Source organism: Acidovorax sp. PRC11 (genome assembly GCF_031844105.1).
In the GTDB taxonomy this organism is placed as follows: Bacteria; Pseudomonadota; Gammaproteobacteria; order Burkholderiales; family Burkholderiaceae_C; genus Paracidovorax.
In genome coordinates this window covers 1-14,246 of sequence record NZ_JAUZUQ010000023.1, presented here as the reverse complement: position 1 = coordinate 14,246, position 14,246 = coordinate 1, and the positions used below count along the sequence as shown (strand labels likewise).

The 14,246-nt window shown below is 70.2% G+C and carries 12 protein-coding genes and 1 pseudogene; 12 read left to right on the top strand and 1 reads right to left on the bottom strand.

Translation table 11 applies throughout. The annotated features are described in order from the left end of the window. The first annotated feature begins 40 nt into the window (after positions 1–40). The 4 genes from pyrC (at position 41) to htpX (ending at position 3,890) form a co-directional block, all read left to right on the top strand. Positions 41–1,126 carry a dihydroorotase gene (pyrC, locus tag Q9R47_RS20420; RefSeq protein ID WP_311234946.1) on the top strand — a complete coding sequence of 362 codons (1,086 nt, stop codon included), beginning with the start codon at positions 41–43 and terminating at the stop codon, positions 1,124–1,126. Positions 1,127–1,171: 45 nt separating this feature from the next. Beyond that, entirely contained in the window at positions 1,172–2,095 is a 924-nt protein-coding gene (locus tag Q9R47_RS20415) for an NYN domain-containing protein (protein WP_311234945.1), read from the top strand. Next, positions 2,096–2,902: a DUF3025 domain-containing protein gene (locus tag Q9R47_RS20410; protein WP_404977183.1), complete on the top strand. Its 807-nt coding sequence runs from the start codon at positions 2,096–2,098 to the stop codon at positions 2,900–2,902. It abuts the gene before it with no gap. Between the two features lie 112 nt (positions 2,903–3,014). Beyond that, entirely contained in the window at positions 3,015–3,890 is an 876-nt protein-coding gene (htpX, locus tag Q9R47_RS20405; RefSeq protein ID WP_311234944.1) for a protease HtpX, read from the top strand. 97 nt (positions 3,891–3,987) lie between these two features. On the opposite strand, the gene Q9R47_RS20400 is transcribed toward htpX, so the two are convergent. Next, positions 3,988–4,992, bottom strand: a complete 1,005-nt coding sequence (locus Q9R47_RS20400) for a LysR substrate-binding domain-containing protein (RefSeq protein ID WP_311234943.1) — start codon at positions 4,990–4,992, stop codon at positions 3,988–3,990. Between the two features lie 118 nt (positions 4,993–5,110). On the opposite strand from Q9R47_RS20400, the gene Q9R47_RS20395 reads away from it, so the two are divergent. The 8 genes and pseudogenes from Q9R47_RS20395 to Q9R47_RS20360 all read left to right on the top strand — a co-directional run. Continuing rightward, positions 5,111–7,243: a 3-hydroxyacyl-CoA dehydrogenase NAD-binding domain-containing protein gene (locus tag Q9R47_RS20395; RefSeq protein ID WP_311234942.1), complete on the top strand. Its 2,133-nt coding sequence runs from the start codon at positions 5,111–5,113 to the stop codon at positions 7,241–7,243. Between the two features lie 35 nt (positions 7,244–7,278). After that, positions 7,279–8,475 (top strand): acyl-CoA dehydrogenase family protein, encoded by a 1,197-nt coding sequence (locus tag Q9R47_RS20390; RefSeq protein WP_311234941.1) that lies wholly within the window; start codon positions 7,279–7,281, stop codon positions 8,473–8,475. Between the two features lie 4 nt (positions 8,476–8,479). Then, the gene (locus tag Q9R47_RS20385; protein ID WP_311234940.1) at positions 8,480–9,619 is read left to right on the top strand and encodes an acyl-CoA dehydrogenase family protein; all 1,140 of its coding nucleotides are present in this window, start codon (positions 8,480–8,482) and stop codon (positions 9,617–9,619) included. A 21-nt stretch (positions 9,620–9,640) separates the two neighbouring features. Continuing rightward, on the top strand, positions 9,641–10,450 hold the full coding sequence (locus Q9R47_RS20380; protein WP_311234939.1) for an oxepin-CoA hydrolase, alternative type: 810 nt from the start codon (positions 9,641–9,643) through the stop codon (positions 10,448–10,450). Positions 10,451–10,516: 66 nt separating this feature from the next. Continuing rightward, entirely contained in the window at positions 10,517–11,797 is a 1,281-nt protein-coding gene (locus Q9R47_RS20375; protein ID WP_311234938.1) for a CoA transferase, read from the top strand. Between the two features lie 88 nt (positions 11,798–11,885). After that, on the top strand, positions 11,886–12,896 hold the full coding sequence (locus tag Q9R47_RS20370) for a tripartite tricarboxylate transporter substrate binding protein (protein ID WP_311234937.1): 1,011 nt from the start codon (positions 11,886–11,888) through the stop codon (positions 12,894–12,896). Positions 12,897–13,039: 143 nt separating this feature from the next. After that, entirely contained in the window at positions 13,040–14,071 is a 1,032-nt protein-coding gene (locus tag Q9R47_RS20365; protein ID WP_311234936.1) for a tripartite tricarboxylate transporter substrate binding protein, read from the top strand. A gap of 67 nt (positions 14,072–14,138) precedes the next feature. Next, positions 14,139–14,246 (top strand): annotated as a pseudogene (locus Q9R47_RS20360) (electron transfer flavoprotein subunit beta/FixA family protein); the annotation flags it as partial.

The following is a 14,246-nucleotide window of genomic DNA, read 5'->3' as shown; positions in this document are numbered from 1 at the left end:
CCGTGGGCACGGCCGGGCGGCGATGGGAGAATCGCCCCCCATGACCGCTGCCGCACGCCCCACCCCCTCCGCATCCTCCCCGGCCTCCGCACCGGTGGACACGCTCACCATCATCCGGCCCGACGACTGGCACCTGCATGTGCGCGACGGCGAGCCGCTGCTGACCGTCGTGCCCCACACGGCGGCGCAGTTCGGACGGGCGGTGATCATGCCCAACCTGCGGCCGCCCGTCACCACGGCCGCGCAGGCCCTGGCGTACAAGGACCGCATCCTGGCCGCCGTGCCCGAGGGCGTGCGCTTCGAGCCGCTGATGACGCTCTACCTCACCGACAACCTGCCGCCCGAGGAGATCGCGCGCGCGAAGGAAGCCGGCGTCGTCGCCTGCAAGCTGTACCCGGCCGGCGCCACCACCAACAGCGATGCCGGCGTGACCGAACTGCGCAAGATCTACCCCGTGCTGGAGGCCATGCAGAAGGCCGGCCTGCTGCTGCTGGTGCACGGCGAGGTCACGGGCAGCGAGGTCGATCTCTTCGACCGCGAGGCGGTGTTCATCGAGCAGCAGCTCATCCCGCTGCGCCGCGATTTCCCCGAACTGAAGATCGTCTTCGAGCACATCACCACCCGCGAGGCGGCACAGTACGTGGCCGCCAGCGATGCGTACACCGCGGCCACGATCACGCCGCAGCACCTGCTGTTCAACCGCAACGCCATCTTCACGGGCGGCATCCGCCCGCACTACTACTGCCTGCCGGTGCTCAAGCGCGAGACGCACCGGCTCGCGCTCGTGGAGGCCGCCACCGGCGGCAGCCCGAAGTTCTTCCTCGGCACCGACAGCGCGCCGCACGCCGCCCACCTCAAGGAGCATGCCACCGGCTGCGCGGGCTGCTACAGCGCGCACGCGGCCATGGAACTGTATGCCGAGGCGTTCGACAACGCCGGCGCGCTCGACCGCCTGGAAGGCTTCGCCAGCCTGCACGGCCCGGCCTTCTACGGCCTGCCGCGCAACGAGGGCACCCTGACGCTGCGCCGCGAATCCTGGACCCCGCCCGAGAGCTTCCCCTTCGGCGAGGCGCTGCTCAAGCCGCTGCGCTCGGGCGAGGCGCTGGCGTGGCGCGTGGTGGCGTGAGCCGTCGTTGAACGCTCGAGCGGCAGACACACGGAAGGAAAGCCCATGACGGCGTTTTTCATCGATGCAGACAACCTGTGCGCGGCGCCCTGGGTGGAAGAGGCATGCCGTGTCCTGGAGGACTCGGAGGGCCGGACCTCCCTGCGCCGCGCCTACGGAAGCCCCGAAAAGCTCAAGGGGCTGGCGGAGGTGCTCCGCACGCGGCTGATCCGTCCCTACGTGAATCTTCCGCTGTCGAAGAACACCACCGACGTGGCCCTGGCCGTGGATGCCATGGAGTTGTCGTTTGCGACGCCGCGGCCCGGAACGATCGCCATCGGGTCCGGCGATGCGGACTTCGTGCCGCTGGTGCTGCGTCTGAGGGAACGTGGTTTCCGGGTCGTTTGTGTCACCGAGCGGGGCAAGATGGCCCCCGAGGCCGTCGATGCGTACGACAAGGTGCTATTCGTGGGGGGGCCTGCGCAGGACGCTTTCACGGCCACCGCGGCGGACGTCGGCACGCCACTGGTGCCTGCGGCCGCCACGATGCAACCCGCCTTGCCGGCCAAGAAGGCCCCCGCCAGGAAGGCCGTGCCCGCCAAGCGGGTGGCGGCCGACAAGGCCGCCGTGGAGGGCGGGCCGTCGCCCGCGCCCGCCAAAAAGGCGGCTGCGAAAAAGGCACCCGCCAGGAAGACCCCCGCGAAGAAGGCGACGGCCGCGGCCAAAAAGACACCGGCACCCGCCCCGCGCGCGAAAAGCGCCGCCCAGCTACCCGATCAGGTCACGGTGCAGCAGATCCTGCGCCACGCCCCCGCACTGGAAGGCGGAAGCACGCAGCCTCTGGGCGAGATCGTGAAGCTGTTGCACGATGCGAAGCTGCTCGGCAAGAACGCGGCCTCCACCAAGCTCTTCAAGAAATTTCCGAACGATTTCGAGTTGCTGCCCGCCCGCCAGCCCAATACCGTGCGCTACCTGCTGCCCCCGCGCTGAGTGCCGGCACTCGACGTTTTCGGCGCGGAGCCGCCGTGGCTGCAGCCGCTGTCGGCCCTCGGCGCCCAGGTGGAGTCCGCGTGGCGTGCCGGCATGACCCTGCCGGACGCACTGAACCGTGCGGCCATGGACGGCATGGGCGGGCTCGCTGCCACGGGCGCGGGAGCCGGCATGCGCTTCGTGCCCCAGGCCGTGCTGGCCAGGGGCATGCCTTACGAAGGTTTCATCTACGGCACCGGCACCGTCCCCACCCGCGAGAACCTGCACGATTTCTTCAACGGCCTGATCTGGCTGCATTACCCGCAGGCCAAGCGCCGGCTCAATGCCCTGCAGGCCGGCGCCATCGCCACCCAGGGCGTCGGCGCCGTGCGCGGCCCGCTGCGCGATGCGGTCACGGTGTTCGACGAGAACGGGGCGGTGCTGTTCGCGCCCCGGGAGCTGCGGGAGGCGCTGGCCGCGCGCGCGTGGCGCCGGCTGTTCACGGACCTGCGCCCGCTCTGGCGGCAGGCGCGCCTGGAAATTTTCGGCCATGCCCTGCTGGAGCAATTGGTGAGGCCCCGCAAACCGCTCACGGCCCACGTGTTGCTGGTGCCGGATGCTCCTGAAAGCGTAGCGGACGTGGATGCATGGCTGGCCGGCGCGCTGCAGCCCGGGCGGCTGGAGGCCAAGCCGTTCACGCCCCTTCCCGTGCTGGGGGTGCCCGGCTGGTGGGCCGAAAACGAGAACTTTTCCTTCTATGATGACTCTTCCGTGTTCCGCAGCGCACGCCCCGCATCACAGTACACAACAGGGGTCCCTCCGCGCTGACACGGCGGCTTGAACGCCCGACCGACATCCCCAAATTACTGTCGTGCCGGGTCCGGTACCAGGCCGTATCTTCCCCCCGCACCCAACGCTTCCCCTTCGTGGAGAACCTTCGATGAAACGCATCGCGCTATTTCTGCTCACCAACCTGGCCGTCGTGGTGGTGCTGGGCATCGTCGCCAGCCTGCTCGGCGTCAACCGCTACCTGACGGCCAACGGCCTCAACCTGGGGGCGCTGCTCGGCTTCGCCTTCATCATGGGCTTCGGCGGCGCGATCATCTCGCTGCTCATCAGCAAGCCGGTCGCCAAGTGGAGTTCCGGCGTGCGCGTGATCGACGGCACGGGCTCGCCCGACGAGGCCTGGATCGTCCAGACCGTGCGCAAGTTCGCCGACCAGGCCGGCATCGGCATGCCCGAGGTCGGCATCTTCGAGGGCGACCCGAACGCCTTCGCCACCGGCGCCTTCAAGAACAACGCCCTCGTGGCGGTGTCCACCGGCCTGCTGCAGGGCATGACCCGCGAGGAGGTCGAGGCCGTGATCGGCCACGAGGTGGCCCACATCGCCAACGGCGACATGGTCACCATGACGCTGATCCAGGGCGTGATGAACACCTTCGTGGTGTTCCTCTCGCGCGTGATCGGCTACGCGGTGGACAGCTTCCTGCGCCGCAACGACGAGAACAGCTCCGGCCCCGGCATCGGCTACATGGTCACCACCATCGTGCTCGACATCGTGCTGGGCTTCCTCGCCTCGATGATCGTGGCCTGGTTCAGCCGCCAGCGCGAATTCCGCGCCGATGCGGGCGCCGCCCGCCTCATGGGCCGCCGCCAGCCGATGATCAACGCGCTGGCCCGCCTGGGCGGCATGCACCCGGCCGAACTGCCCAAGGGCCTGCAGGCCATGGGCATCTCCGGCGGCATCGGCAAGCTGTTCAGCACCCACCCGCCGATCGAGGAGCGCATCGCCGCGCTGCAGAACGCGCAGGGCTGATGGCTCCACGGCAGCCGGGTTCGGGCTGCCGGCAGGAAAGCGCAGGACGAAAAACCCCGCCGTGGCGACACGGCGGGGTTTTTTCTGTGCCGGGGTGTCACGAGCGGCCGGCAGGCGCCTGCGCCTGCGCCGGGGCCGCGGCCTCGGCCGCGATGGCCGCCGGTGGGGCTGCCGTCCGGCTGTCTCCTTCTCCCGCCGCTGCGTCCGGTCCTCCTTGCGCATGCCGCGCCTTGTCCAGCAGGAAGTCGATGCAGGTGCGCACGGCCCGCGTCTGGTGGCGGTTGGGCAGGTACAGCAGGTACATGTGGGTGCCGAAGATGCTGAGGCGGTACTCGTCGAGCGTGGTCAGTACCTCGCCGGTGGCGATCGCGTCCTGCACCACGTAGTCGGGCACCAGCCCCACGCCCAGCCCGGCGAGGATGCCCTGGCGCAAGAATGGGAAGTGCTCGGAGATCAGCGTGGGCTCCAGCAGCACCTCGTGCCGCTCGGCGCCCTGGTAGGCGGCGAGGCGCAGCTGGCGCCCGGTCACGCCGGCCGTGATGACCGGGCCGGCGCGCAGCGCATGCAGCGTGCGCGGCAGGCCGTGCCGGCGGGCGTAGTCGGCGGAGGCGCAGGCCAGGTAGCGCACGTTGCCCAGGCTGCGCGCCACGAGCGATAGGGGCGGCTCCTGCACCACGCGGATGGCGATGTCCACCTCGTCGCGCAGGTTGTCGGCGCGGTTCTCGAACAGCACGTCCAGCACGATGCCCGGGTACGTGCGCTTGAATTCGATCAGCCAGTCGCCCATCACGATCTGCCCGTAGCCGCTGGGCACGCTGATGCCCACGCGGCCCTGCAGGCCCTGGCCCAGCGTGGTGACGGCCTCCTGCGCGGCCATCAGCTCGTTGCGGATGGTGCGGCCATGCTCGTAGAGCCGCAGGCCGATCTCGGTGGGCTCCACCCGGCGCGTGGTTCGCTGCACCAGCTGCACGCCCACCGCCTTCTCCAGCTTGGTGAGGTGGTAGCTCACGTTGGCGCGGGTCATGCGCAGCTTGCGCGCGGCCTGGCTCAGGTTGCCGCTGTCGATGATCTCGACCAGCAGGGTCAGCGAGGGCAGGTCCATAGGCGCGTTCGGTGGGATTGGTTGAAATCCTTTGACAGTCTGTCAATGGATGATGGGATTGTCAGAAAACATTGTCGCCGCAAGAATGTCCCGGAACAGTTATCCAGGAGACAAAGGCATGACCTCAGCAGCGGCTACCGCTTCGCCCGTGCAAACGCGCCTGCAGGGCGACGTTCTCGTCGTCCGCATCGACAACCCGCCCGTGAACGCGCTCGGCGCGGCGGTGCGCCAGGGCCTGCGCGACGCCATCGGCGAGGCCGAATCGCGGGCCGATGTGCAGGCGGTGCTGATCGTGGGCGAAGGCAAGGCCTTCATCGCGGGTGCCGACATCCGCGAATTCGGCAAGCCGCCCGTGGAGCCCTCGCTGCCCGAGGTCTGCCAGCGCATCGAATCCTGCGGCAAGCGCGTGGTGGCCGCCATCCATGGCGCGGCGCTGGGCGGTGGGCTGGAAGTGGCGCTCGCGGCGCACTACCGCGTGGCGCTGCCGGGCGCGCAGCTCGGCCTGCCCGAAGTGAACCTGGGCCTGCTGCCCGGCGCGGGCGGCACGCAGCGCGCGCCGCGGCTGATGGGCGTCAAGCCGGCCGCCGAGATGATGCTGAGCGGCAAGCCTTTGAGCGCCAAGGCGGCCCTGGCCGCCGGCCTGGTGGACCGGCTGGTGGACGGCAGCGACGCAGTGGCCGCGGGCCTGGCCTGCGTGCAGGAGCTGCAGGCGGCGCAGGCGCCGCTGCGCCGCACGCGCGACGTCGCCATCGCAGACAAGGCCGCGGCGCTGGCCGAGCTGGACGCGCTCGCGGCCGACACCGCCAAGAAATCGCGCGGCCTCTTCTCGCCGCAGAAGATCGTCGAATGCGTGCGCAACGCCGTGGAGCTGCCCTTCGACGAAGGCATGCAGCGCGAGCGCGCGGCCTTCATGGAGTGCCTGGCGAGCCCGCAGCGCGCGGGATTGATCCACGCCTTCTTCGCCGAGCGCGAGGTCGCCAAGGTGCCGGAGGCGAAGGCCGCGGCGCCGCGGCCGATCACGTCCATCGCCGTCATCGGCGGCGGCACCATGGGCGCGGGCATCACCGTGTCGGCGCTGGACGCCGGCCTGCCCGTGACGATGATCGAGCGCGACGACGCCTCGCTGGCCCGGGGCCGCGCTCATGTGGAGAAGGTCTACGACGGCCTCGTCGCCAAGGGCCGCATGACCGCCGACGCCAAGGCCGCCGTGATGGCGCGCTACATCGGCAGCACGCGCTACGAAGACATCGCCGCGGCCGATCTGGTGATCGAGGCGGTGTTCGAGGACCTGGAGGTCAAGAAGGCGGTGTTCCGCGAGCTGGACCGCGTCTGCAAGCCCGGCGCCGTGCTCGCCACCAACACCTCGTACCTGGACATCGACGCCATCGCCGCCGCCACGCAGCGCCCGCAGGACGTGATCGGGCTGCACTTCTTCAGCCCGGCCAACATCATGAGGCTGCTGGAGATCGTGGTGCCGGCCAAGGTGAGCGCCGACGTGGTCGCCACGGCCTTCGCGCTGGCCAGGACGATGAAGAAGGTGCCGGTGCGCGCCGGCGTGTGCGATGGCTTCATCGGCAACCGCATCCTGGCCGTGTACAAGCAGGCGGCCGATTACCTCATGGAAGACGGTGCGTCGCCCTATGAGATCGACGCGGCGGTGCGCGGTTTCGGCTACCCGATGGGCCCGTTCCAGGTGACCGACCTGGCCGGCGGCGACATCGGCTGGGCCACGCGCAAGCGCCGGGCCGCCACGCGCGACCCCAACGCGCGCTACGTGGAGATCGCCGACCGCATCTGCGAGCGCGGCTGGTTCGGCCAGAAGACCGGGCGCGGCTTCTACCTGTACCCGGAGGGCGCCCGCACCGGCCAGCCCGATCCGGAGGTGCTGGCGATCGTCGATGCCGAGCGCGCGAAGAAGGGCGTCGTGCCGCGCAGCTTCACGCCGGAAGAGATCATGCGCCGCTACCTGGCCGCCATGGTCAACGAAGGTGCGAAGGTGGTGGAGGAGGGCATCGCCCTGCGGCCGCTGGATGTGGACGTGACCTTTCTGTCGGGCTACGGATTCCCGCGCTTCCGCGGCGGGCCGATGCACTACGCCGACACGGTGGGCCTGCCGAAGATCCTGGCCGACATCCGCGAATTCGCGCAGGAAGACCCCCTCTTCTGGACGCCCGCGCCGCTGCTGGAAAAGCTGGTGGCCGAGGGCCGCGACTTCGGCAGCCTGAACCGCGCCGCCGCCGAAACGCACTGACCGAACGACTGCACGAGCGACCCACGAAAGACCCCATGGATCTGCAATTCACCCCCCAGGAGGAGGCCTTCCGCGACGAAGTGCAGGCCTTCCTGAAAGAGCACCTGCCCGCCGACCTGTCGCACAAGGTGCGCGCCGGCCTGCGCCTGGACAAGGCCGACATGGAGCGCTGGCACGCGATCCTGAACGCGCGCGGCTGGCTCGCGAACCACTGGCCCGGGCAATACGGCGGGCCGGGCTGGAACGCCGTGCAGAAGTTCATCTTCGAGAACGAATGCGCGCTGGCCGGCGCGCCGCGCATCGTGCCCTTCGGCGTGAACATGCTGGGCCCGGTGCTGATCAAGTACGGCAGCGAGGCGCAGAAGCAGTACTGGCTGCCGCGCATCCTGAGCGGCGAGGACTGGTGGTGCCAGGGCTATTCGGAGCCCGGCGCGGGCTCGGACCTGGCCTCTGTGAAGACCACGGCTGTCCGCCAGGGCGACCACTACGTCGTCAACGGGCAGAAGACCTGGACCACGCTCGGCCAGCACGCCAACATGATCTTCTGCCTGGTGCGCACCGACCGCGAGGCCAAGGCGCAGTCGGGCATCAGCTTCCTGCTGGTGGACATGCGCTCGCCCGGCGTCGAGGTGCGCCCGATCATCACGCTGGACGGCGAGCACGAGGTGAACGAGGTGTTCTTCACCGATGTAGAGGTGCCGGCCGGGAACCTGGTGGGCGAGGAGAACAAGGGCTGGACCTATGCCAAGTACCTGCTCACCTACGAGCGCACCAACATCGCGGGCGTGGGCTTCTCGGTGGCCGCGCTGGAGAAGTTGAAGCGCGTGGCCGCCACCGTGCAGTGCAACGGCCGTCCGCTCGCGCAGGACCCGCTGTTCGCCGCGCGCCTCGCCCGCGTGGAAATCGACCTGGAGAACATGAAGACCACCAACCTGCGCGTGATCGCCGCGGTGGCCGGCGGCGGCGTGCCGGGCGCGGAAAGCTCCATGCTGAAGATCCGCGGCACCGAGATCCGCCAGGAGATCCTCTCGCTCACGCGCCGCGCCATGGGCCCCTACGCGCTGCCCTTCGAGGAAGAGGCGCTGCATGCCGGCCACGAAGACCGGGCCGTGGGGCCGGATGGTGCCGCCGCCGCCGCTGCCAACTACTTCAACTACCGCAAGCTGTCGATCTTCGGCGGCTCCAACGAGATCCAGAAAAACATCATCTCCAAGATGATCCTCGGACTGTGACGCCATGAATTTCGAACACACCGAAGACCGCCGCATGCTGGCGGACACGCTGGACCGCTTCATCGCCGGGCAGTCCGGCATCGAGCAGCGCAACCACGCCGCCTACGGCGCGCAGGGCCACAGCCCCGCGCTGTACCGCGGCTTCGCCGACCTGGGCGCGATCGGCGCGCTGTTCACCGAGGCCGATGGCGGCTTCGGCGGCGCGGGCTTCGACGTCAGCGTGGTGTTCGAGCGCCTGGGCCGCGGCCTGGTGGCCGAACCCCTGCTGGGCGCCCTGGTGGTGGGCCGCGCCGTGGCGGCGGCCGGCAGCGACGCGCAGAAAGACGCCGTGCTGGCGCCGCTGATGTCCGGCGAGGCCGTGGCCGCGCTGGCGCACGACGAGCCGGGCGGCCACTACGAGCCGACGCGCGTCACGGCCACCGCGCGCCGCGCGGGCGATGGCTGGGTGATCGACGGCGCCAAGGGCGTGGTGCTGTTCGGCGCCAGCGCCGGCTGGCTGCTGGTGTCGGCCCGCACGGGCGGCGGCAGCTTCGATGCCGCGGGCATATCGCTGTTCCTCGTGCCGGGCGATGCCGCGGGCCTCACCCGCCGGGCCCATGGCCGCATCGATGGCGGCCGCACGGCCGAACTGGTCTTCACGAACGTGGCCGTGGGCGCCGGGGCGCTGCTGGGCGCGGAAGGCGAGGGCGCCGCGCTGCTGGAACGCGCCGTGGGCTGGGGCCTGCTGGCGCTCTGCGCCGAGGCCGTGGGCGCGATGGACGTGGCCAAGGAACACACGCTGGAATACCTGCGCACCCGCAAGCAGTTCGGCGTGCCGATCGGCAGCTTCCAGGCGCTGCAGCACCGCATGGCCGATCTGCTGCTGGAGGTGGAGCAGGCCCGCTCGGCCGTCATCAACGCCGCGGCCGCGATCGACGGCACCGACCGCACCGCGCGCGAGCGGGCGCTCTCGGCGGCCAAGTTCAGCATCGGCCGCATCGGCACCCTGGTGGCCGAGGAAAGCATCCAGATGCATGGGGGCATCGGCATGACCTGGGAGCTGCCGCTGGCGCACTATGCGAAGCGGCTGGTGATGATCGACCACCAGCTGGGCGATGAAGACCACCATCTGGCGCGCTACATCGCCCTTGGTCAACCGGCTTAAAAACGAGAAGGATCCAGCCCCATGACGGAGACGACCGCGCCCCTGCTGCAGCGCCGAGAAGGCGCCGTGCTGGTGCTCAGCAACAACAACACCGCCGCGCGCAACGCCCTGTCGCCCGCGTTCTACGCCGCGCTGACCGGGGCGCTGGCCGCAGCGCAGCAGGATCCCGCGGTGGGCGCCATCGTGCTCACCGGCGAAGGCGGCCACTTCTGCGCGGGTGGCGACCTGCGCCAATTGGCGAAGCGGCGCGAGCTGCCCATCGAAGAGCGCCGCGCCAAGCTGGAAGGCCTGCACGACCTGATCCGCGCGGTGCGCGGCAGCGGCAAGCCGGTGATCGCCGCCGTGGAAGGCGCGGCGGCCGGCGCGGGCCTGTCGCTGGCGCTGGCCTGCGACATGCTGGTGGCGGCGCGCAATGCCGTCTTCTCGGTGGCCTATGTGAAGGTCGGGCTCACGCCCGACGGCGGCGCGACGGCGTTCCTGGCCGAGTTCGTGTCGCGCCAGGTGCTCACGGAGCTGTGCCTGACGGGCGAGCGCATCTCGGGCGAGCGCCTGCATGCCCTCGGCGCCGTCAACCGCCTGGCCGAGCCCGGCGAGGCGCTGGCCGGTGCGCTGGCACTGGCCGGCAGCGTGGCGAACGGGCCGCAGCAGGCCATGGCGCGCATCAAGGCGCTGTGCCTGGCGGCGCCCCAGGCCACGCTGGAAGAGCAACTGGAGAGCGAGGCGCAGAGCATGGTGCTGTCGCAGGAGACCGAAGAGTCGCGCGAGGGCATCGCCGCCTTCCTGGAAAAGCGCGCGCCCGATTACGTGCGGCTGCGCGGCCCGGCGGGCTGACGCGCTTTCCGTACCGGGTCGCGCAGGGGGCTGCGGCCGCGCCGCCCGCCGCACCACAATGAACGAATGACTGGAGACAAGACATTGAACGCCACCACCCCTGACACCGCATCGACCGACGCCATCGACTTTCCGCTGGAGGGCGTGCGCGTGCTCGATCTCTCGCGCGTGTTCGCCGGGCCGCTGTGCGGCCAGGTGCTGGCCGATTTCGGCGCCGAGGTGGTGAAGGTGGAGCATCCCGGCCGCGGCGACGACACGCGCGACTGGGGCATGCGCATCGGCAAGACCGAGACCACCTACTACAACAGCATGAACCGCAACAAGCGGTCGATCACGCTGGACCTGCAGAGCGCCGAGGGCGCGAAGATCGTGCACGAGCTGCTGCCGCAGTTCGACGTGGTGATCCACAACTTCAAGACCGGCGGCGCCGAGAAGCTGGGCCTGGGCTACGAGCAGCTCAAGGCGATCAGGCCCGACCTGATCTACTGCGCCGTGGCCGGCTACGACGTGACCGGCCCGGAGGCGAAGCGGCCGGGCTACGACCTGGTGATCCAGGGCGAGACGGGGCTCATGGCGCTCAACGGCGAGGCCTCGCAGCCGCCGCTGAAATTCGGCGTGGCCGTGGTCGATCTGATGACCGGCATGTACGCCGCGCAGGCCGTGCTGGCGGCGCTGTTCCAGCGCAGCCGTACCGGCCGGGGCCGCCTCATCGAGATGGCGCTCTACGACTGCGGCCTCATGGTCACCGGCTACTACGGGCTCGACGCGATGCAGCTGGGGCACGACCCGGCACGCTACGGCAACGCCCATCCGTCCATCGTGCCCTACGGCATGTTCGATGCGGCCGATGGCCCGCTCATCATCGCCGTGGGCAACAACGCGCAGTTCGACAAGTTCTGCCGCCAGGTGATCGAACGGCCCGACATCGTGGAAGACCCGCGCTTCGCCACCAACGTGCAGCGCGCGAAGAACCGGCACGAGATCGGCCCGATGCTCACGGAGCTGATCCGCGGCTTCCCGCGCGACGTGCTGCTGGAGCGCATGACGGCCTGCGGCATTCCCTGCGGCAAGGTGGCCGGCCTGCACGAAGCGCTCACCAGCGAGCGCACGCGGCGCGGCGGCCTGCTGCAGGACATGCCGCACCCCGTGGTGGGCACCACGCCGGTGTTCGCGCCGCCTTACCGCATCGACGGCCAGCGCCTGCCGATCCGCCATGCGCCGCCCACGCTGGGCGAGGGCACGCGCGAAGTGCTGCAGCGCCTGCTGCAGCTGAGCGACGAGGCACTGCAGGGCCTGCAGCAGCGCGGCGTGCTGACCCTGCCGGAGGCGCCCTTGCCGCCCGCCTGATTCCCCCCGCCGGCCCGGTGCAGCAGGCCGCCCGCAGAGGCGGCGCACCGGAGCCGATCCTCCCCAGAGAACCCCCGGAGACAACACCATGACAGGTTCCCGATTCAACCGCCGCGCCGTGCTGCACGGCATGGCCGCGCTCGGCGGCGCCGGCTGGCTGGGCACGGCCCCCGCCCAGACCCCCAAGGCGGCCGCATGGCCCACCAAGCCGATCAAGCTCATCGTGCCGTTCAACGCCGGCGGCGCCACCGACATCATCGCCCGCAGCGTGGGCGAAGCCCTGTCGCAGCGCCTGGGCCAGCCGGTGGTGGTGGACAACCGGGGCGGCGCCGCCGGCATCCTGGGCACCGACGCGGTCGCCAAGGCCGCGCCCGATGGCTACACGCTGCTGCTCTCGCTCAGCACCTCGATGCTGATCAACCAGTTCCTCTACACCAGGCTGCCCTACGACCCGCAGAAGGACCTGACGCTGATCACGCAGATCGCGGCCGCGCCCGTCACGCTGGTGGTGCACCCCTCGGTGCCCGCCAGCAACATGAAGGAACTGCTCGCCTACGTGAAGGCGAACCGGGGCAAAGTCTCGTACGGCTCGTGGGGCGTGGGCTCGTACGCGCACCTGGGCGGCGCCTACATGAGCAAGACGCAGGATGCCGACATGGCCCACGTGGCCTACAAGGGCGAGGCGCCGATGATCCAGGACCTGATCGGCGGCCAATTGCAGCTGTGCTTCTCCAGCGCGCAGAACACCAAGCCCTTCATCGACTCGGGCCGCCTCAAGGCCATCGGCGTGACCGGCATGCAGCGCATGGACATCCTGCCGCAGCTGCCCACGATCCACGAGCAGGGCGTGACGGACGATGCCTATGCCGTCTTCGGCTGGGTCGCCATGGGCGGCCCCGCGAACCTGCCCAAGGAAGTGATGGACGTGCTCCAGGGGCACCTGCGCGAGATCGCCCGCGATCCGAAGCTGCTCGAACGCATCCGCGGCGCGGGCTTCATGCCGCTCATGAACAGCCCCGAAGCCTTCCAGGCCAACTACCGCCGCGACATGCCGGTCTGGAAGGCCCTGGTCGAGGCGGCCGGCGCCAAGCTCGACTGACGGGCGAAGGGGCCTGCGCGCAGCCGCGCCGGCCCCGTGCCCGATGAGCGCGGGCTTCTGCCATGGCGGCGCTGAAAGGGCGCCGCATCGATTGTTCTTTCCCTGCTTTTCCTGAACCCAGAACCGAACCGGAGACCCGACGAATGCCTTTGTTCCCCACCGCCCCCCTGGCCCGCGCCACCCGCCGCACGCTGCTGGGCCTCGCCGCCGCCGGGCCGCTCGCGCTGCTGCCGGCCGGCCACGCCGGGGCGCAGCCATCCGCGCCGGGCGGCGCCTGGCCCGGCAAGATGATCCGGCTGGTGGTGCCTTTCCCCGCGGGCGGGCCCACCGACACGGCGTCGCGCATCGTGGGGCAGAAGCTGGCCGAGCGGCTCGGCCAGGCCGTGGTGGTGGACAACCGGCCGGGCGCCTCGGGCTCGATCGCCGCGCTGCAGGTGGCCAAGTCCGATCCCGACGGCTACACGCTGATGATGCTGGCCACGCCCACGCTGCTGGCGCCGCACCTCTACAAGAAGACCGGCTACGACACGCTCAAGGACTTCACGCCCGTGGCCACGGTGTACGACCTGCCGATCGTGGTGGTGGTCAATCCCGCGCAGCTGCCCGACGTGAAGACCCTGCCGCAGCTCATCGCCCATGCCAAGGCGCAGAAGACGCCGATGAACTACACCAGCTCGGGCACCGGCAGCTTCGGCCACCTGAGCATGGAACTGCTCAAGCAGATGGGCGGCTTCGACATGCAGCACGTGCCCTACAAGGGCGGCGTGCCCGCGATCACCGACACCATCGGCGGCCAGGTGCCGGTGATGTATGCCGACCTCGTGGCCGCGCTGCCGCACGTGCAGGCCGGCAAGCTGCGCGCCCTCGCCGTGGGCTCGCCGCGGCGCGTGACCATGCTGCCCGACGTGCCGACGATCGCCGAGCAGGGCTTCCAGGGCTACGACGCGGTGTCGTGGGGCGGCCTGATGGCGCCGCGCGGCACGCCGAAGGCGGTGGTGGACCGCGTGGCCGGCGAGGTGCGGCAGATCCTGGCCGAGAAGGACGTGCAGGACCGGCTGCTGGGCGCGGGCGCGATCGCGCACTTCCAGGACCCGGCCCAGATGGCCGAGCGCGTGCGGCAGGACTACGCCAAGTGGGGCGGGATCATCCGCGACAAGGGCATCGCATCCGAGTGACCGGGCTTCCTGATTCCAACTGCATCCCCTTCCTTTTCTTCCCTTCTTTATCCAACGAGGTCATCCCATGAAAATCCTGGTCCCCGTCAAGCGCGTGGTGGACTACAACGTGAAGGTCCGCGTGAAGTCGGACCACACGGGTGTGGACATCGCGAACGTGAAGATGAGCATGAAC

Coding starts and splice junctions, on each gene's coding strand:
- htpX (WP_311234944.1), top strand. CDS start 3,015: ATGAAACGCATCGCGCTATTTCTGCTCACCAACCTGGCCGTCGTGGTG.
- Q9R47_RS20395 (WP_311234942.1), top strand. CDS start 5,111: ATGACCTCAGCAGCGGCTACCGCTTCGCCCGTGCAAACGCGCCTGCAG.
- Q9R47_RS20400 (WP_311234943.1), bottom strand. CDS start 4,992: ATGGACCTGCCCTCGCTGACCCTGCTGGTCGAGATCATCGACAGCGGC.
- Q9R47_RS20390 (WP_311234941.1), top strand. CDS start 7,279: ATGGATCTGCAATTCACCCCCCAGGAGGAGGCCTTCCGCGACGAAGTG.
- Q9R47_RS20380 (WP_311234939.1), top strand. CDS start 9,641: ATGACGGAGACGACCGCGCCCCTGCTGCAGCGCCGAGAAGGCGCCGTG.
- Q9R47_RS20375 (WP_311234938.1), top strand. CDS start 10,517: ATGACTGGAGACAAGACATTGAACGCCACCACCCCTGACACCGCATCG.
- Q9R47_RS20415 (WP_311234945.1), top strand. CDS start 1,172: ATGACGGCGTTTTTCATCGATGCAGACAACCTGTGCGCGGCGCCCTGG.
- Q9R47_RS20370 (WP_311234937.1), top strand. CDS start 11,886: ATGACAGGTTCCCGATTCAACCGCCGCGCCGTGCTGCACGGCATGGCC.
- Q9R47_RS20365 (WP_311234936.1), top strand. CDS start 13,040: ATGCCTTTGTTCCCCACCGCCCCCCTGGCCCGCGCCACCCGCCGCACG.
- Q9R47_RS20385 (WP_311234940.1), top strand. CDS start 8,480: ATGAATTTCGAACACACCGAAGACCGCCGCATGCTGGCGGACACGCTG.
- pyrC (WP_311234946.1), top strand. CDS start 41: ATGACCGCTGCCGCACGCCCCACCCCCTCCGCATCCTCCCCGGCCTCC.